Origin of the sequence: Nonomuraea sp. NPDC046570 (genome assembly GCF_040645915.1) — a bacterium.
Classification (GTDB): Bacteria; Actinomycetota; Actinomycetes; order Streptosporangiales; family Streptosporangiaceae; genus Nonomuraea.
In genome coordinates this window covers 466,140-481,514 of record NZ_JBEYZF010000002.1, presented here as the reverse complement: position 1 = coordinate 481,514, position 15,375 = coordinate 466,140, and the positions used below count along the sequence as shown (strand labels likewise).

The following is a 15,375-nucleotide window of genomic DNA, read 5'->3' as shown; positions in this document are numbered from 1 at the left end:
CCCGGCCAGGCGCATCCGCCGAGGCGATCACTGCTTGGCGAACTGCAGCAGCGTGATCTGGCCCGCGGTCCACGCGCCGTCGACGGCCAGTTCGGCGCCCGTCACGTACGAGGACTCGTCCGACAGCAGGAAGACCGTGGCCCTGGCCACCTCCTCCGGCCTGCCCGCTCTCCCGAGCGCGCTCAGCGGGAAGCCGCCGTGGCCCTCCCGGACGGTGTTCGCGGTCGTCGGTGTGAAGACCATGCCGGGGTGCACGGAGTTGACCCGGATGCCGCTGGCGCCCAGCTCCAGCGCCACGACCTTGGACAGGCCGCGCACGCCCCAGTTCGACGCGCCGTACCCGGAGGTGAGCGGCATGCCGGTGAGTCCGGCGGCGGAGGAGATGTTGACGATCGAGCCGCCGCCCGCCGTCTGCATGGCCGGGATGACGCTCTTCATGCCCAGGAACACGCCGACCAGGTTGACCTTGAGGACCTTCTCGAAGCTCTCCAGCGTGTCGTTCTCGAACAGGGTGTTGACCGTGATGCCCGCGTTGTTCACCAGGCCGGTGATCGAGCCGAACCTGGCCAGGGTGAAGTCCACGACGCGCTCCCACTGGGCGGGATCGGTGACGTCCTGCTGGATGAACCTGGCCGAATCGCCGATCAGCTTGGCCGTCCGCTCGCCCTCGGTCAGCACGTCGGTCAGGACGACCTTCGCCCCCGCCTCCGCCGCCAGCCTGGCGGTGGCCGCCCCCATGCCCCGCGCCGCGCCGGTGATGATGACAACCTTGCCCGCGAGCGTCGCCACGACGATTCCCCCTCTTCGCCCAGGCGCCGCGCGCTCGCGGGGCCTTCCTTGAGGTATCGCCGCTGCCCGGTCACCCGAGCTTCAGGGCCCCCCAAAAAACACGTTGCACGGCCTTGGCGGATGTCGGCATACTCTGCGGAGCCGATTGCCAGAGGTGAGGGAGGTGGAGACCGTGATGACGACTGTTCGCGTGCCCTTTTCCGCGTCCTCATCCCTTTCCACCGGCCGGTCGCCGCTGAGCTGACCGCCTCGCCGGTGGGCTGCCCTCAGGAGTTCTCCACCGTGCCGAAGCAGTCCGAGTTCCGCCGCCGTGGCAAGCACGCCCTCGACGACGACGACATCGAATGGCTCACCACCACCCCCGAAGACCTCGACGGCCCGCCGTCGGGTGACCGCTGGTCCACCTGGGACCAGAGCACTCCCACCGAACGCGGCCCCCTGCCGCACCCCTCCTGGCTGGTCACCGAGCTCGCCGCCGTCGACACCGAACTCGGCGTGCTCAAGACCGGCAAGGAGGCCGACGTCCACCTCATCTCGCGCGGCGTTCCGGACACCGGGCGGGAGTGCCTGCTGGCCGCCAAGCGGTACCGGTCGGCCGATCACCGGCTGTTCCACCGCGACGCCGGGTACCTCGAAGGGCGGACCATGCGCGACAGCCGGATGAGCCGGGCGATGGCGAGCCGTACCGAGTTCGGCAAGAAGGTGATCGCCGGGCAGTGGGCGGTCGCGGAGTTCGAGGCGTTGTGCCGGTTGTGGGGGCTGGGTTTGCCTGTGCCGTACCCGGTGCAGATCGTCGGGACGGAGATCCTGCAGGAGTTCGTCGGCACCCCCGACGGCTACGCGGCCCCGCGCCTGGCCGCCGTCTCCGAGAACCTGCCCGACCTGTGGGAGCAACTCGTGGAGGCGATGGTACGGCTGGCCGCCGAGGGCCTGGCCCACGGCGACCTGTCCCCGTACAACCTGCTGGTCCACGAGGGCCGCCTGGTGATCATCGACCTGCCGCAGATCGTGGACGTGATCGCCCACCCGGCCGGGCCGTCCTTCCTCGACCGCGACGCCCGCAATGTGGCCACCTGGTTCGCCCACAAGGGCCTGCGCGCCGCCGACCCCGAGGCCCTGTCGGCCTTGCTGCGCTCGACGGCGGGCGTCGGCTGACGGCCCTCGCGGGTGGGCCCGGACCGAGCTCCGCAAGGCACGCGCCCACCCGCACGAACCGGTGTGCCACCCACCGGCCCGCGCGCCTCTGCGACCGCCGGCCCCTCGCGCCAGGAGGGGTCAGGTCAGCCTGGCCAGGTAGGCGGCGACCTCCTGGTGGCCGCCGTGTTCGGCCCAGCCTTGGGCGGGGGCGTCGTGGTCGCGATCTCTCAGCGCCGGGTCGGCACCCAGTTCGACCAGCGTCGTGACCATCGCCAGGTCCCCGCTGACCGCCGCCTCGTGCAACGCCGCCGCCCGCCCCAGGTGGTTGACGTCGAAGCCGAGCCGTACGGCCAGCTGCACCGACTCGGGGGTGCCGTTGGCGGCGGCGTGGGCCACCAGGTGCGGCATCCGGGCGAGGGCCTGCGGAAGGTGGCCGGCCAACCGGGTGGCCGAGGCGGTGTCGGCGCGGACGACGGCGGCGAGCAGCAGGTCGGTCTCGTCGAGTGCCGAGGCGGCCCCGGCGGCGAGCAGCAGGTCGGCCACCTCGGTGTGGCCGCCGAGCACGGCCAGGTCGTGGGCGGTGCGCCCGCCGAAGATCGGGTGGTGGGTGCCGTGGCCGTTGACGTCGGCGCCGTGGTCGATGAGCATCTTCAGGCGGCGCGGCCGGCTCGAGCGGGCGGCGGTGAGGACCTGGTCCTGCAGCATCTGGGCGGGTGTGGGCAGGGCGGGCCCGAGGCGGGCGGACCAGGGACCGGTGCTGTCGCGGCCCAGGCCGTACTCGAACAGCAACTCCAGGTAGGCGGTGTCGTCGCCCCGCAGGCCCCGGTTGTAGAGGGTTTGGGCGTCGTTGGGGTCGGCTCCGGCTTCCAGGAGCAGCCTGGCCAGCTCCAGGCTCTGCGGGTGCGGCGGCTCGGCCCGTTCCCCGCCGCCGAACACGCCGGTCAGCGCGGTGAACGGGGGGGACAGGCCATCCCACAGGTATCCGGCGTCGGGGTCGGCGCCGTGGTCGAGCAGCAGCCGGGCGGCCCGCAGCGGGTCCCGGCTGGGCACCCGGCCGTAGGCCAGGTACAGCAGCGGCTCCCACTGGTACGGCCCTGTCTGGGCGCGGGCCGAGGCGGGGTCGGCGGCGAGGGCGGCGGCCAGCGCGTCGGCCTCGCCCGTCACCGCCATGGTGGCCGCGGAGGCGGTCGCGACCTCGGGATGGGCGGCGAGCAACCGCTCGGCTTCGGCGCCGCGCCGTTCGTCGCCGTAGGTCAGGCAGGCCAGCCGCAGGAACTCCGCGGACAGGTCACCCGCCTCGGGCACCTGGTGCGGAGAGCGGGAGTAGGCGGCGGGAATCTACTTCACCCCCGCCTCGCGCATGTCGCGCAGCTCGCGCTTGAGCTCCTTGATCTCGTCGCGCAGCCTGGCCGCCACCTCGAACTGCAGGTCGGCCGCGGACTGGTGCATCTGCTCGGTCAGCGACTCGACCAGCGACTCCATCTGCGCGCGCGGCAGCTCGCCGGCGATCGCCTTGGCGTGCTGGCCGGCCTGCCTGGCGGCGAAGCCGGGCACCGGCGCCTTGCCGCGCGACTGCTGCCGCCCGCCGCCCATGAACTGCTGGGTGTCGGCGTCCTCACGCTGCAGCGAGTCGAGGATGTCGGCGATCTTCTTGCGCAGTGGCTGCGGGTCGAGACCGTTGGCCTCGTTGTAGGCGACCTGCTTGGCCCGCCGCCTGGAGGTCTCGTCGATCGCCCGCTCCATCGACGGGGTGATCTTGTCGGCGTACATGTGGACCTGGCCGGAGACGTTTCGGGCCGCTCGGCCGATCGTCTGGATGAGCGAGGTCTCCGAGCGCAGGAAGCCCTCCTTGTCGGCGTCGAGGATCGCCACCAGCGACACCTCGGGCAGGTCGAGGCCCTCGCGCAGCAGGTTGATGCCGACCAGCACGTCGAACTCGCCCTGGCGCAGCTCGCGCAGCAGCTCGATGCGGCGCAGCGTGTCGACCTCGCTGTGCAGGTAGCGCACCCGGATGCCGAGCTCCAGGAGGTAGTCGGTGAGGTCCTCGGACATCTTCTTGGTCAGCGTGGTGACCAGGACCCGCTCGTCGCGGTCGGCGCGCTCGCGGATCTCGTGCACCAGGTCGTCGATCTGGCCCTTGGTCGGCTTGACCACCACCTCGGGGTCGACCAGGCCGGTCGGGCGGATGACCTGCTCGACCACCTCGCCCTTGACCCGGCCCAGCTCGTAGGAACCCGGGGTGGCCGACAGGTAGACGGTCTGGCCGATCCGCTCCAGGAACTCCTCCCACTTCAGCGGGCGGTTGTCCATCGCCGAGGGCAGCCGGAAGCCGTGCTCGACCAGCGTGCGCTTGCGGGAGGCGTCGCCCTCGTACATCGCGCCGATCTGCGGGACGGTCTGGTGCGACTCGTCGAGGACCAGCACGAAGTCCTCGGGGAAGTAGTCGAGCAGAGTGTTCGGCGCGCTGCCCGGGGCGCGGCCGTCCATGTGCCGCGAGTAGTTCTCGATGCCGGAGCAGGTGCCGATCTGGCGCATCATCTCCAGGTCGTAGGTGGTGCGCATGCGCAGCCGCTGGGCCTCCAGCAGCTTGCCCTGCCGCTCCATGCTCTCCAGCTGCTCGGCCAGCTCGGCCTCGATGCCGCGCACCGCCGAGGCCATCCGCTCCTCGCCCGCGACGTAGTGGGAGGCGGGGAAGATGTAGAGCTCCTCGTCCTCGGTGATCACCTCGCCGGTCAGGGGGTGCATCGTGGACAGCTTCTCGACCTCGTCGCCGAACATCTCGATGCGCACGGCGAGCTCTTCGTACTTCGGGATGATCTCGATGGTGTCGCCGCGCACCCGGAACGTGCCCCTGGTGAAGGCCAGGTCGTTGCGGGTGTACTGCATGTCGACCAGGCGGCGCAGGAGCTGGTCGCGGTCGACCTCCATGCCGACGCGCAGCCTGGCCATCCGGTCCACATACTCCTGCGGGGTGCCCAGGCCGTAGATGCACGAGACCGAGGCCACCACGATCGTGTCGCGGCGGGTCAGCAGCGAGTTGGTCGCCGAGTGCCGCAGCCGCTCCACCTCGTCGTTGATCGAGGAGTCCTTCTCGATGTAGGTGTCGCTCTGAGGGACATACGCCTCAGGCTGGTAGTAGTCGTAATAGGAGACGAAGTATTCCACCGCGTTGTTGGGCAGCATCTCGCGAAGTTCGTTGGCGAACTGCGCCGCGAGCGTCTTGTTGGGCTGCATGACCAGCGCGGGCCGCTGCAGGCGCTCGATCAGCCAGGCCACCGAGGCGGTCTTGCCCGTGCCCGTGGCGCCGAGCAGGACGTTGTCCTTCTCCCCGGCCTTGACCCGGCGCTCCAGCTCGGCGATCGCCGTCGGCTGGTCGCCTGAAGGGGTCATCTCGGTGACGACCTCGAAAGGCGCCACTCTCCGCTGCAAATCAGTAACCGGCCTCACCTGTCTCACTGTAGGTGGTGCCACCGACAATTCCTTATGACACCTCTTTGCAAGCGATCATCAAGTCCGCCCGATACGGTACGAAGTCCCATGTAACCGGAGAGAAGTGGTTCGATGTCGCGACCAAGAGAGGCGCTCATCCAGGCGGGCCAGAACCTGGCCCAGACAGTCGCCCAGGGCGGGAACATACGGCAGGCCGTGGGCCAGGCGGTCGAGCAGGCGGTCGGCCAGGCGGGCCAGCTCGCCGACCAGGCACCCGGCTTCCACCTCAACCCGCGTGACTTCGCCGCGGCGCGCGATGGCGGCGTGTCCGTCGGCACGATCATCGAGGCCAGGTCCGCGTCGCTGAACGAGGCCGGCGAGATCGTCAACCGCAGCTTCACCGAGCGCGGCGGCGCCGGCGAGCCGCTGCACGTCATCTCGCCCGTGGTGATCCCCAAGAGCGGCACCGCCAAGGTGCTGATCCCGCTGGCGATCCTGGTGCTTCTCGGCCTGGTCGGGCTGCTGGTCAGCGGCCTCGCCGACATCCGCGTGCTGTTCGGCCCGCACTACTGGGCGGTGCTGCTGCTGGCGGCGGTCTTCCTGTGGTGGCGCCGCAGCGTCGTCATGGTGCCCGAGGGCTGCAAGGCGCTCATCACCAAGTTCGGCAAGCTGGTGCAGATCGCCGACCCGGGCCGGGTGACGCTGTTCAACCCGTGGAAGCGGGTCAGCTACATCGTCAACACCACCCGCGAGTACCCGTTCAACGCGCCCATCCGCGAGGCGCCGACCCAGCAGGGCGTCAAGGCGAGCGTCGACCTGTTCCTGCAGTTCAGGATCGAGAACCCGGCGGAGTTCATCTTCGTGCTCGGCTCGGTCAGCGGCTTCCAGTCCAAGCTGCAGAACGCGATCAGCGAGGTCACCCGCTCGCTCATCTACGCCCAGCGGGCCGAGGACATCTACGACCTGGTGGGCGAGAGCACGCTGGGCATGCTGGAGAACCTGAACCAGCAGTTCCTGCCCGCCGTACGGCTCACCGACGTGAACATCACCCACGCCGAGCCCTCCAGCCAGGAGTACCGCATGGACCTGGCCGCCCCCGAGATGGTGCGGGTGGCCAAGGAGGCCTACACCTACGAGTACGAGCTGCAGTTGCGCAAGGAGCAGAACGAGGGCGACCTGGTCAAGGAGCTCGCCGGGCTGCAGGAGACGCTGAGCGCCATCCAGGCGGAGATCGCCGGTTACCAGGCCAGGATGGACACCGCGCTGGAGCGGGCCTCGCACCAGGCCAAGGCGCAGGCCAGGCAGCGCCTGGTGGAGGCGGAGTCCAACGCCAACGCCAACGCGGCGCTGCTGGAGGCGCAGGCGCTGGACATCAGGGCGCTGTCGGCCGCCGAGGCGCCGGAGATCCTCGACTACCGCTTCCAGCAGGACCTGCTGGTCAAGCTGGAGTCGGTCGCCACCCGGCTGCCGCAGGTGGTCCAGGTGGGTGAGCACACCGACATCGACTTCCTGGCGCTGGCCCAGGAGCTCATCGGCGCCAAGTCGCAGGCGCTGTTCTCCCCGGAGGACATGGCGGCCATCAGGGGCCGCCTGACGGAGATCGGCAGGCGCGTCGAGGGCCGCGAGCTGGAGATCTCGACGCTGCTGAAGCGGACGGCCGACGAGGTCGCCGACGTCTCCCCCGCGATCCCCGACGCCGAGGCCACCGTGGAGCGCCCGCTGCCCGCGCAGGTGGCCTTCCCCGCCGTATCCGAAGGTGAGGTCCGATGAGCCGCGAGTTCTCGAAGATCAAGGAGTCGCTCGCCGGCTGGTCCGAGATCCGCCAGTTGCTGCGCGGCGGTGAGCAGGGCCAGCTGGTGCCGGTCGTCATCCCCAAGGACCGGCGCGGTTTCGCCTGGATGACGCTGGTGTTCGCGGCGCTGTACCTGGCCGGGATGGCGGCGCTGGCCGGCACCGGCTGGATCGCCGTACCCGCCGCGCTGGGCGCGGTGTCCCTGCTGGTCGTGGCGCTGATCTGGATGTGGCGCCGGGCCATCATCGAGATCGAGGAGGGCACCACCGGCGTGCGCAGCCGGTGGGGCGCGATCACCGGCACGCTGCCTCCCGGCCGCCACTACCTGTGGCTGCCGTGGGACAAGGTGGACGCGGTCGTCGACACCTCCACCGAGATCCCGTACGCGGCGCCGATCGTGGCCTGCCCGACGGCCGAGAACGTGCCGCTGAAGTCGATCGACTTCTTCCTGAAGTTCCGCATCGTGGACCCGGTGGCGTTCGTCAGGACGATCGGCGCGGGCAACTTCGACCTGGTGCTGTCGAGCGCGGTGCAGGACGCCATCCGCCAGCGCAGCCGCAGGGTGCGCACCGAGCGCGCCTACGACCTGCGCGGCAGCGACGTCGGCGACATGCAGGAGGCGCTGAACCGCCAGCTCGGCCGGTACGGCGTGCGCATCACCGGCGCCAACATCCCCGACGTCCAGCTCCCCGACCAGTACCAGGCGCACCTGGCCACCCGGGAGAAGGTCGCCAAGGAGCTGTCGGCCTACGAGCGCGAGTGGGAGCTGACCCGCAAGCGCCGCATCGACACCCTGCTGATGGAGATCGAGCGGTCTAAGAAGACCCGTGACGCCCGCATCGTCGAGGTCAAGGCCGCGCACAACACGGCCCGCAAGGACGTGGCGCGGATGCTGGAGGAGCACGCGACCGAGGCACAGCGGGTGCGCTGGGAGATCGAGGCGCGCGGGCGGGCCGAGCTCACCTCCGCCGAGAACGAGGCCAAGGCGCTGCGCCACCTGGCCGACTCCTACCGCGACAACCGGGCCGTCCTGCAGTACGAGCTGGCCAGGCGACGCCTGGACGTCGGGGCGAAACTGGCGGAGAATGCGCCCCAGCCCCTGGTCGTGCGCACTTCGAACGGTTCGGGCGACTCGGCGCTCTCCACCCTGCTACTGGCCCAGCTGCTCCCCAGGATCGCGGGGAACGGCGAGGTCAAGCCACACGTTAGCTAGACAACCGTCCACTTCCCCTGGGAGAAAACCCGTGGTGTTCCGTAAGCTGATGGCCGCGTTCGGCGCGGGCGTCGAGGTCGACACTGTCCTGCACAACGCCGCCGTACGGCCTGGCGAGCTCATGCGTGGAACGGTCAACATGCGTGGTGGCGGCTCCGACTACAAGGTCGAGGGCATCTCCATCGACCTGACCGCCGTCGTCGAGGTCGAGAGCGGCGACAACGAGTACAAGACGACCTACAGCTTCCTGCGCCAGCAGGTGGCGGGCACGTTCCAGCTCGGCGCCGGCGCCTCGTACTCGCAGCCGTTCGAGATCGCGATTCCGTGGGAGACGCCGATCAGCGCGATCGGCGGCCACCCCCTGCACGGCATGCGGCTGGGCGTCTCGACCGAGCTGGCGCTGGCCGGCGCGATCGACAAGGGCGACCTCGACCCGCTGTTCGTCAACCCGCTGCCCGCGCAGGAGCACGTGATCAGCGCGCTCGACCGCAGCGGCTTCCGCTTCAAGAAGGCCGACCTGGAGCGTGGCACGCTGCGCGGCTCGACGATGCCGTTCTTCCAGGAGATCGAGTACTACGCGGGCGGCCAGTGGGGCGGCCACTTCAGCGAGCTGGAGCTGACCTTCATCGCGGGCCCGACGCAGATGGACGTCATCCTGGAGGCCGACAAGCGCGGCGGCTTCCTGACCTCCAGCCACGACTCCTACAACCGCTTCACCGTCCGCTACGGCGACCGGCCCGAGGCGGTCGAGCAGAGCCTGCAGCACGGCCTGCAGGCCATGGCCAAGCGCCGCGGCTGGTTCTGACCTTCGTCGCGCCCGCGCCCCCGCCTCCCTCCGGGCAGGCGGGGGCGCTTCGGCGTCAGACGGCGGCCACGGCGAGCAGGTGGCCGCTGACGCCGAGCAGCGAGGGCTCCGACTCCAGCCGCCGGGCCGCGTCCAGCAGCCGCGCCCGCCGCTCCGGGTCGTCCAGCCGCTCGTTGACGTCCCCGTAGAGCCAGAACGCCCCCTCGATGCCGTACCTGCGCCGCACGGCCAGCCCGGCGTCGGCGAACTCGCCGAGGATCTCGTCGGGCTCGTGGAAGTGGGCGGTGAACCCGGACCTGGTCGAGGTCATCGACCCGGTCTCGACCGCCGCGCGGGCGGCCTCCATCGCCTCGCTCCCATCCAGGCCCTGGTAGACGACGTCGTGCACGGCCGAGTACCTGGTGATCACCGCCGCCGCGACCAGCCCGCCGGGCCGCGCCACGCGGCGGGCCTCGGTCAGCGCCCGCACCCGGTCGTCACGCGACTCCAAGTGATACAGCGGGCCGAGCATGAGCACCGCGTCGAACGTCCCGTCCCGGTACGGCAGCGCGCGGGCGTCGCCCACCCGCGCGGTGACGCCGTCCAGCCTGGCGGCCTCGGTCACGTGCCGAGGCACCGGGTCGAGCAGTTCGACGTCGTGACCGTCGGCGGCCAGCCATTCGGCGTGCACGCCGGCGCCGCCGCCCGCGTCCAGGACTCTGGCGGGGGCCGGGGGCAGGATCCTGCGCAGGATGTCCTGGGTGCGCCAGAACTCCAGCCGTCCGCGCCCCTCCTTCAACCGGGTCGCCTCGCCGCCGCGTTCGTAGTAGGCCATCAGCTCGGGTGTCACAGTCATGTGGGCGATCTTGACCTGCCGGGTGACGGATTTCAACGGGTTTGCCAGCCGTACATGCGGCCGATCCAGGAGTGATAGCGGCCGCCGCCGTGGGCGCGGTAGTCGTGGCGGCGGTAGATCTCGAAGACCTTGCGCTTGAGGACGCGGAGCGCGCCCATGACGTTGGCCGGGCGGGGTGTGACGGTGTAGCCCTGGTAGGCGACCGTGCGGACCGGCAGGTCGGTGGCCGCCGCCGCGGCGAACCTGGCGGAGGCCACGTGGTCGGGGTGGTCGGCGGGCTGGCCTGCGGGGTGCGGATCGAGGGTGCGCAGCACCGTGGGCCTGAACCTGGCGTACAGCGCCCTGAGCATGCCGACCACCTGGGCCCGGGTGAGGCATCCGGGGATCCACGACCCGAACCGGCGCACGCACGCGCCGTCCGACCAGGCGCGGGTGAGCGCGTGGCGGCCGCCGTAGGCGCGCGGGTCGCCGCCGTCGGGCAACCCGGCGAACACCAGCCCGATCCCGGGCCTGCGATCCAGCTCGTCCAGCCTGACCGGCACGCCACCGGCCACGATGGTACGGCTGCGCCAGCTGTCCGGCACCCCGGCCAGCCACGCGTAGGCGGCCCTGACGCCCGCCTCCCGCTCGCGCGCGTAGGCGTGCGGGTCGTGCCCGTCGGCCAGCCCCGCCACCGACTCCCCCGCGGTGAGGAAGATCGTGACGCTGGGCCCGCCGTGCGCCACGGGACCGAACAGGTCGGGGCTCATGAACAGCAGGTCGTCGTCGGGATGGGCGACCACCTGGACGGACCGCTCCCCCGGCCCCGGCAGGCTCAGCAACGCCCTGGCCGCCGTGTAGGGGTGGGGCAGCATGGTGAACACGCACACGCCCGTCGATAACACGACCACACAGACCACCGCAACCAGCGCACGCCAGCTGAACCGCACAATTCCCCCCGAAAGCCCCGGAAGATCAACGCTAGGGCGGCGAATCGTCCGGCACTTCGGCCAAGAGGGGGATATGTGGTCATACCTAGGTAGCGGATCAACCCTGGCCGTACCCTGACCCGCTCGTTACGATGACCATGGGGACTGACTGATCGTCGGATGCGGGGCTGACCATGACGCGGTTCATCGAGGCGCTGAGGAGGTTCGCGCCCTGGGCTGCCCAGAACGCCGACGGCGCCATCGCCTTGGGCCTCGCTGTCATCGTGGGCGTGCTCGGCATCCTGCCCGACCGCGTGGTCGGCGGCTCGGACGTGCAGGACGACCTGATCAGCGCGGCGACGCTGGTCATCCTCGCGCTGGTGGCGACCGCGCTGCTGCGCGACCGGAACCGCCAGGCCCCCGTCGAGGCGACCATCACCTCCCGCGAGTTCGCCGCGCTGCCCGAGCGGCTGGGCCGGCTCGACAGCCTGCACGACCTGGTCACCGGCACCCGCAAGGCGCTCGACGAGCTGCAGCTGGTCCGGGTGCTGAGCATGCAGGAGATCGGCCGGGCGCACGCCGAGGCGCGCGAGAACACCGCCCGGTGGAGCTTCAAGGGCGGCACCGGCACCTACCTGCGCGCCATCACCCTGCCCGAGTGCGTGGCCGCCGCCCGCAAGGACAAGCGGCACCTCACGGTCACGATCGAGGTCATCGACCCGACCGGCGAGGAGGTGTGCGAGACCTACGCGCACTACCGCCGCTCGCTGTCGGACCAGCCCGACGGCACCGGGGAGACCTGGTCGGCCGAGCGCGCCCGGAAGGAGTCCTACGCCACGGTCCTGGCCGCGTTCTGGCACCGCCAGCGGTACGGCCTGCTCGACATCGCCGTGGGACTGTCGGCCACGATGACGACCTTCCGCTGGGACCTGTCCTCCAGCCGCCTGATCATGACGGTCGAGGACCCCAACCGGGCGATCGCCGCGATGACCGGGACGTTCTACTTCGAGAACTGCGACGCCGAGCTGCGCCTCAGCCTGGAGCAGGCGCGCCGGGTGCCGATGGAGCTCTACAAGGCGGTGCCGCTGAGCGACGAGCCCACCGTCGAGGAGGTGGAGGAGCTGTTCAGGCGTATCGGCCTGCCGCTGCCCAAGGCGTACACCGACCACGATGTCGTCGATGTCACCCGCAAGGCGCTGCGCGCCAAGAACCCCTACGCGGCATGACGTACCGGCGCGCGCTGGACGCGGTGACGGGGGGCCGGGCCAGGGCCTGGGCCCTGGAGGCGCTGGCCGAGCCCGCGCGCCTGACCGCCGTGCGCCACCCGCTCGGCTTCCTCTGCCTGCCGCTGGAGCGCGACGGCGCCGAGGGCGTCTGCCTGCACCTGTGGTCCGGCGGCTTCCCGCACGCCGAGAGCACCACCTCGCAGATCCACTGCCACAGCTGGGACCTGGTCAGCCACGTGCTGTACGGCCAGATGCGGAACGTGCACGCCAACGTCACCGACGCCGGGGCGGGCGCCACCCACCGGGTGTTCGAGATCGTCAGCGGCGCCTCGGGCGACCGCGTCGAACCGACCTCCCGGACCGTACGGCACAGCACGGGCCTGGTCGAGGTGTTCGGCGCCGGCGACACCTACACGCTGGCCGCCGGCCGCTTCCACAGCAGCATGGTCCCCGAGGGGGGCGAGGCGGCCACCATCGCGCTCGGCCGCGGCAGGCCGGGCGGCCACGACCTGTCGCTGGGCCCGCTCACCACCCCCGCCCATCACGTGGCCCGCCGCACGCTCGACGCCGGGCAGACCGCGCGGGCGGCGAGACTGATCGCCGAGCACCTGACCTAGGAGGGGCCGTGGATCTCGAGCACGCTCGGCGGGTGGCCGTGGAGGCCGCCGAAGCCGCGGGCGACCTGCTGCTGAAGGGGACGCGCGGCGCGGTGGACATCCGTTCCAAGGGCGGCTCCGGCGACGTGGTCACCGACCTCGACCTGGCCTCGGAGAAGCTGCTGCTCGAACGCGTCCTGACCGCCTTCCCCTCGCACACCGTCATCGCCGAGGAGTCCGGCCTGCTGGGCGCGCCCGGCGGGGAGTGGACGTGGCTGGTCGACCCGCTGGACGGCACCAACAACGTGGCCATCGGCCTGCCCGCGTACGTGGTCGGCCTGGCGCTGTGCCGCTCCGGCCGCCCGATGCTCGGCGTCGTCCACGACCCCGTCACCGCCCGTACCTGGTCCGCCATCCGCGCCCGCGGCGCCTGGGGCCCTTCCGGGGCACGGCTGGCGCCGCCTTCCCGGCCCGCCCCGCACGGTCCCGTGCTGGCCTGGACCCAGGGGTACGCGGTGTCCAGGTCCGACCTGGCCGCGCAGGCGCTGAAGGAGCGGCTGGAGCGGGGGGCCAGGCGGATGCTGCAGTTGTGGGCGCCGCTGCTGTCGTGGGCGATGCTGGCCCGCGGCGACATCGACGGCATCGTCGGCTACCAGGCCGAGGCCGTCGACCTGCCCGCCGGGGCGCTGCTCGCCCAGGAGGCCGGGATGGAGGTCAGGGCCCTGGACGGCGGCCCCTTCGAGGAACACATCGACGGCACCGCGGAGGACCGCAGCTTCCTCGCCGCCCACCCCGACACCATCGACACCCTCCTCTCCCTGATCCATCCGCCCTCCTCTTGACCTCCGCCACCGCCCGAAAGCGGGGGAATTCACCCCGGCGCGGACTTCAGGCACGGACGTCACCGACACAACCAGGAGATCACCATGACCCGAAGCGCCGCGCTTCCTCCCCGCCCTGAAGAAGGGGCATCCACACCGGAGGTGCTCGGTGACCGTGGCGAATGATCCGTATGTGACGCTCGGCGCCGGGTACGCGCGGGCCCGGGTTCCCGACTCGCGGATCGCGGCGATGATCGACGCGGCGCTGGGCAACGCGCGTTCCGTCGTCAATGTCGGAGCGGGGGCGGGATCGTACGAGCCCGAGGGGCGGACCGTGCTCGCCGTGGAGCCGTCGCGGACGATGATCGTCCAGCGTCCGCCGGGGTCGGCGCCCGCGGTCCAGGGGGTCGCCGAACGGCTGCCGGTCGCGGACCGGGCCTTCGACGCCGCGATGGCGATTCTGACCACCCATCACTGGAGCGACCTCGGCGCCGGGCTGGCCGAGTTGCGCCGGGTTTCGGGCAGGCAGGTGGTGCTCACCTGGGATCCGGCCCTGACCTCGCGTTTCTGGCTGGTCGAGGAGTATCTGCCGGAGATCGCCGAGCGCGAGCGGCGGCTGGCCACGCTGGTGGCGGTCCGGGACGGGCTGGAACGGCTGGGCGCCATGCCGACGGTGCTGCCCGTGACCGTTCCGGGGGACTGCGCCGACGGGTTCACCGGGGCGTACTGGCGCCGGCCTGAGGCGTACCTCGATCCGGGGGTGCGGGCGGGGATGTCCACGGTGATGTCGCTGGAGCCGTCCCGGGTTCAGGCGGCCATGCGGCGGCTGCGGGACGATCTCGTGTCCGGGCGGTGGCACGAGCGGCACGCGCACCTGCTCGGGGAGGTCACCTGGGATCTGGGGTATCGGCTGGTCGTGGCGTAGTGCGCCGCTCCCGGTAGGCGCGCTGCCGGCAGGCCCGGGAGCAGTAGGCGCGGGGACGGCCGGAGCCCGCCGGGTCCAGAGGCGTGCCGCACATCACGCACACCCGCCTTTCGTCACGCCTTTCGTCACGCGCTCGGATGAGGGCTTCGATGCCGTCGAGGACGCGGGCCAGGCCGAACTCGAAGGAGTCCTCGGGGCTGTCGTAGCCGCCCGACTCCCAGATCGCGGTCAGTGCGGGGTAGCGGTCGAGCCTGTCGAACAGGGACTGCCTGGCGCTCCACCAGTCCTCCTCGGACTGGCCCGTCTCCCGCTCCGTCCGGGCGACCTCCGCCGCCCTGACGGCCTCGCCGTCCACGAACCGGCCGACGAGGCCGACGACCGCGACCATCTCGGCGGGGCGCAGGCCGGTGCCGGCGACCGTGCTCAGGGCGTGGTCGAAGTCGGCGATCGAGTGAGGCCCCGGCACGTGCCTGGTGCCGCGCACCTCGGCCAGCCAGGGATGCCGACCCTGCAACGCCCACCCTTCCCGCGCCCACCCCTCAAGCCGCTCCCGCCAACCACTCCCCCGCCCCTCAGCAGGCCGTGCCGTCGTCTCCGCATGACCTGTCGCAGAGGGCCTGGCCCTGGACAGCTCGGCCATGACCGTGTCGCACATCAGGTCGATGAGCTGGGCCTTGCCGGGCACGTGGCGGTACAGGGACATGCTGGTGAAGCCGAGCCGCTCGCCCACCCGCCGCATCGACACCCCGTCCAGCCCGTCGGCGTCGGCGATCTCCACGGCGGCGCGCACGATCGCCCCGACGCTCAGCCCCTCCCGCACGGGCCCGTCGGCGGCTCGCCACAGCAGTTCGACGCTGCGATCCGGGTCGTCCTCGCCGACCATCGGTCCTCCTTCCACT

Annotated in this window: 14 protein-coding genes; 8 read left to right on the top strand and 6 right to left on the bottom strand. The window is 71.4% G+C overall.

What is annotated here, in order from left to right; all coding sequences use genetic code 11:
• Positions 1-27 precede the first annotated feature (27 nt).
• A complete protein-coding gene (locus ABZ911_RS05860) occupies positions 28-789 on the bottom strand; it encodes a glucose 1-dehydrogenase (protein WP_358052303.1) in 762 nt (253 codons plus the stop codon).
• A 282-nt stretch (positions 790-1,071) separates the two neighbouring features.
• Between ABZ911_RS05860 and ABZ911_RS05855 the strand changes: the two genes are divergently transcribed.
• A complete protein-coding gene (locus ABZ911_RS05855) occupies positions 1,072-1,944 on the top strand; it encodes an RIO1 family regulatory kinase/ATPase (RefSeq protein ID WP_358052301.1) in 873 nt (290 codons plus the stop codon).
• Between the two features lie 120 nt (positions 1,945-2,064).
• On the opposite strand, the gene ABZ911_RS05850 is transcribed toward ABZ911_RS05855, so the two are convergent.
• A complete protein-coding gene (locus ABZ911_RS05850; RefSeq protein ID WP_358052299.1) occupies positions 2,065-3,231 on the bottom strand; it encodes a hypothetical protein in 1,167 nt (388 codons plus the stop codon).
• Between the two features lie 33 nt (positions 3,232-3,264).
• Positions 3,265-5,373, bottom strand: coding sequence for an excinuclease ABC subunit UvrB (uvrB, locus tag ABZ911_RS05845; protein ID WP_358052297.1), 2,109 nt, complete (start codon positions 5,371-5,373; stop codon positions 3,265-3,267).
• 114 nt (positions 5,374-5,487) lie between these two features.
• Here uvrB and ABZ911_RS05840 point away from each other — a divergent pair, with 114 nt between their 5' ends.
• From ABZ911_RS05840 to ABZ911_RS05830, 3 genes are read left to right on the top strand one after another with little or no spacing between them, the layout of a single operon-like run.
• Complete coding sequence (locus ABZ911_RS05840; RefSeq protein WP_358052295.1) at positions 5,488-7,125, top strand: SPFH domain-containing protein; 1,638 nt, start codon at positions 5,488-5,490, stop codon at positions 7,123-7,125.
• A complete protein-coding gene (locus tag ABZ911_RS05835; protein ID WP_358052293.1) occupies positions 7,122-8,360 on the top strand; it encodes an SPFH domain-containing protein in 1,239 nt (412 codons plus the stop codon). The genes ABZ911_RS05840 and ABZ911_RS05835 overlap by 4 nt, the downstream gene beginning before the upstream one ends.
• A gap of 31 nt (positions 8,361-8,391) precedes the next feature.
• Positions 8,392-9,165: a sporulation protein gene (locus ABZ911_RS05830; protein WP_358052291.1), complete on the top strand. Its 774-nt coding sequence runs from the start codon at positions 8,392-8,394 to the stop codon at positions 9,163-9,165.
• Between the two features lie 55 nt (positions 9,166-9,220).
• Here ABZ911_RS05830 and ABZ911_RS05825 read toward each other — a convergent pair whose 3' ends face one another.
• Entirely contained in the window at positions 9,221-10,000 is a 780-nt protein-coding gene (locus tag ABZ911_RS05825; RefSeq protein ID WP_358052289.1) for a class I SAM-dependent methyltransferase, read from the bottom strand.
• 32 nt (positions 10,001-10,032) lie between these two features.
• A complete protein-coding gene (locus tag ABZ911_RS05820) occupies positions 10,033-10,890 on the bottom strand; it encodes a PIG-L family deacetylase (RefSeq protein ID WP_358052287.1) in 858 nt (285 codons plus the stop codon).
• 212 nt (positions 10,891-11,102) lie between these two features.
• Between ABZ911_RS05820 and ABZ911_RS05815 the strand changes: the two genes are divergently transcribed.
• The 4 genes from ABZ911_RS05815 to ABZ911_RS05800 all read left to right on the top strand — a co-directional run bounded on the left by ABZ911_RS05815 (position 11,103) and on the right by ABZ911_RS05800 (position 14,476).
• Positions 11,103-12,134 carry a hypothetical protein gene (locus ABZ911_RS05815; protein WP_358052285.1) on the top strand — a complete coding sequence of 344 codons (1,032 nt, stop codon included), beginning with the start codon at positions 11,103-11,105 and terminating at the stop codon, positions 12,132-12,134.
• Positions 12,131-12,751 carry a hypothetical protein gene (locus tag ABZ911_RS05810; RefSeq protein ID WP_358052283.1) on the top strand — a complete coding sequence of 207 codons (621 nt, stop codon included), beginning with the start codon at positions 12,131-12,133 and terminating at the stop codon, positions 12,749-12,751. The genes ABZ911_RS05815 and ABZ911_RS05810 overlap by 4 nt, the downstream gene beginning before the upstream one ends.
• Positions 12,752-12,759: 8 nt before the next feature.
• On the top strand, positions 12,760-13,572 hold the full coding sequence (locus ABZ911_RS05805; protein WP_358052281.1) for an inositol monophosphatase family protein: 813 nt from the start codon (positions 12,760-12,762) through the stop codon (positions 13,570-13,572).
• Positions 13,573-13,726: 154 nt separating this feature from the next.
• Positions 13,727-14,476 carry a methyltransferase domain-containing protein gene (locus ABZ911_RS05800; protein WP_358052279.1) on the top strand — a complete coding sequence of 250 codons (750 nt, stop codon included), beginning with the start codon at positions 13,727-13,729 and terminating at the stop codon, positions 14,474-14,476.
• Here the strand turns inward: ABZ911_RS05800 and ABZ911_RS05795 are convergent.
• Entirely contained in the window at positions 14,439-15,359 is a 921-nt protein-coding gene (locus ABZ911_RS05795; protein ID WP_358052277.1) for a TetR/AcrR family transcriptional regulator, read from the bottom strand. The genes ABZ911_RS05800 and ABZ911_RS05795 overlap by 38 nt on opposite strands.
• Between the last annotated feature and the right edge of the window lie 16 nt (positions 15,360-15,375).

What these genes read in the sequence shown, in the direction of transcription:
- ABZ911_RS05840 (WP_358052295.1), top strand. Translation starts at nt 5,488, where the DNA reads ATGTCGCGACCAAGAGAGGCGCTCATCCAGGCGGGCCAGAACCTGGCC.
- ABZ911_RS05835 (WP_358052293.1), top strand. Translation starts at nt 7,122, where the DNA reads ATGAGCCGCGAGTTCTCGAAGATCAAGGAGTCGCTCGCCGGCTGGTCC.
- ABZ911_RS05825 (WP_358052289.1), bottom strand. Translation starts at nt 10,000, where the DNA reads ATGACTGTGACACCCGAGCTGATGGCCTACTACGAACGCGGCGGCGAG.
- ABZ911_RS05815 (WP_358052285.1), top strand. Translation starts at nt 11,103, where the DNA reads ATGACGCGGTTCATCGAGGCGCTGAGGAGGTTCGCGCCCTGGGCTGCC.
- ABZ911_RS05810 (WP_358052283.1), top strand. Translation starts at nt 12,131, where the DNA reads ATGACGTACCGGCGCGCGCTGGACGCGGTGACGGGGGGCCGGGCCAGG.
- ABZ911_RS05795 (WP_358052277.1), bottom strand. Translation starts at nt 15,359, where the DNA reads ATGGTCGGCGAGGACGACCCGGATCGCAGCGTCGAACTGCTGTGGCGA.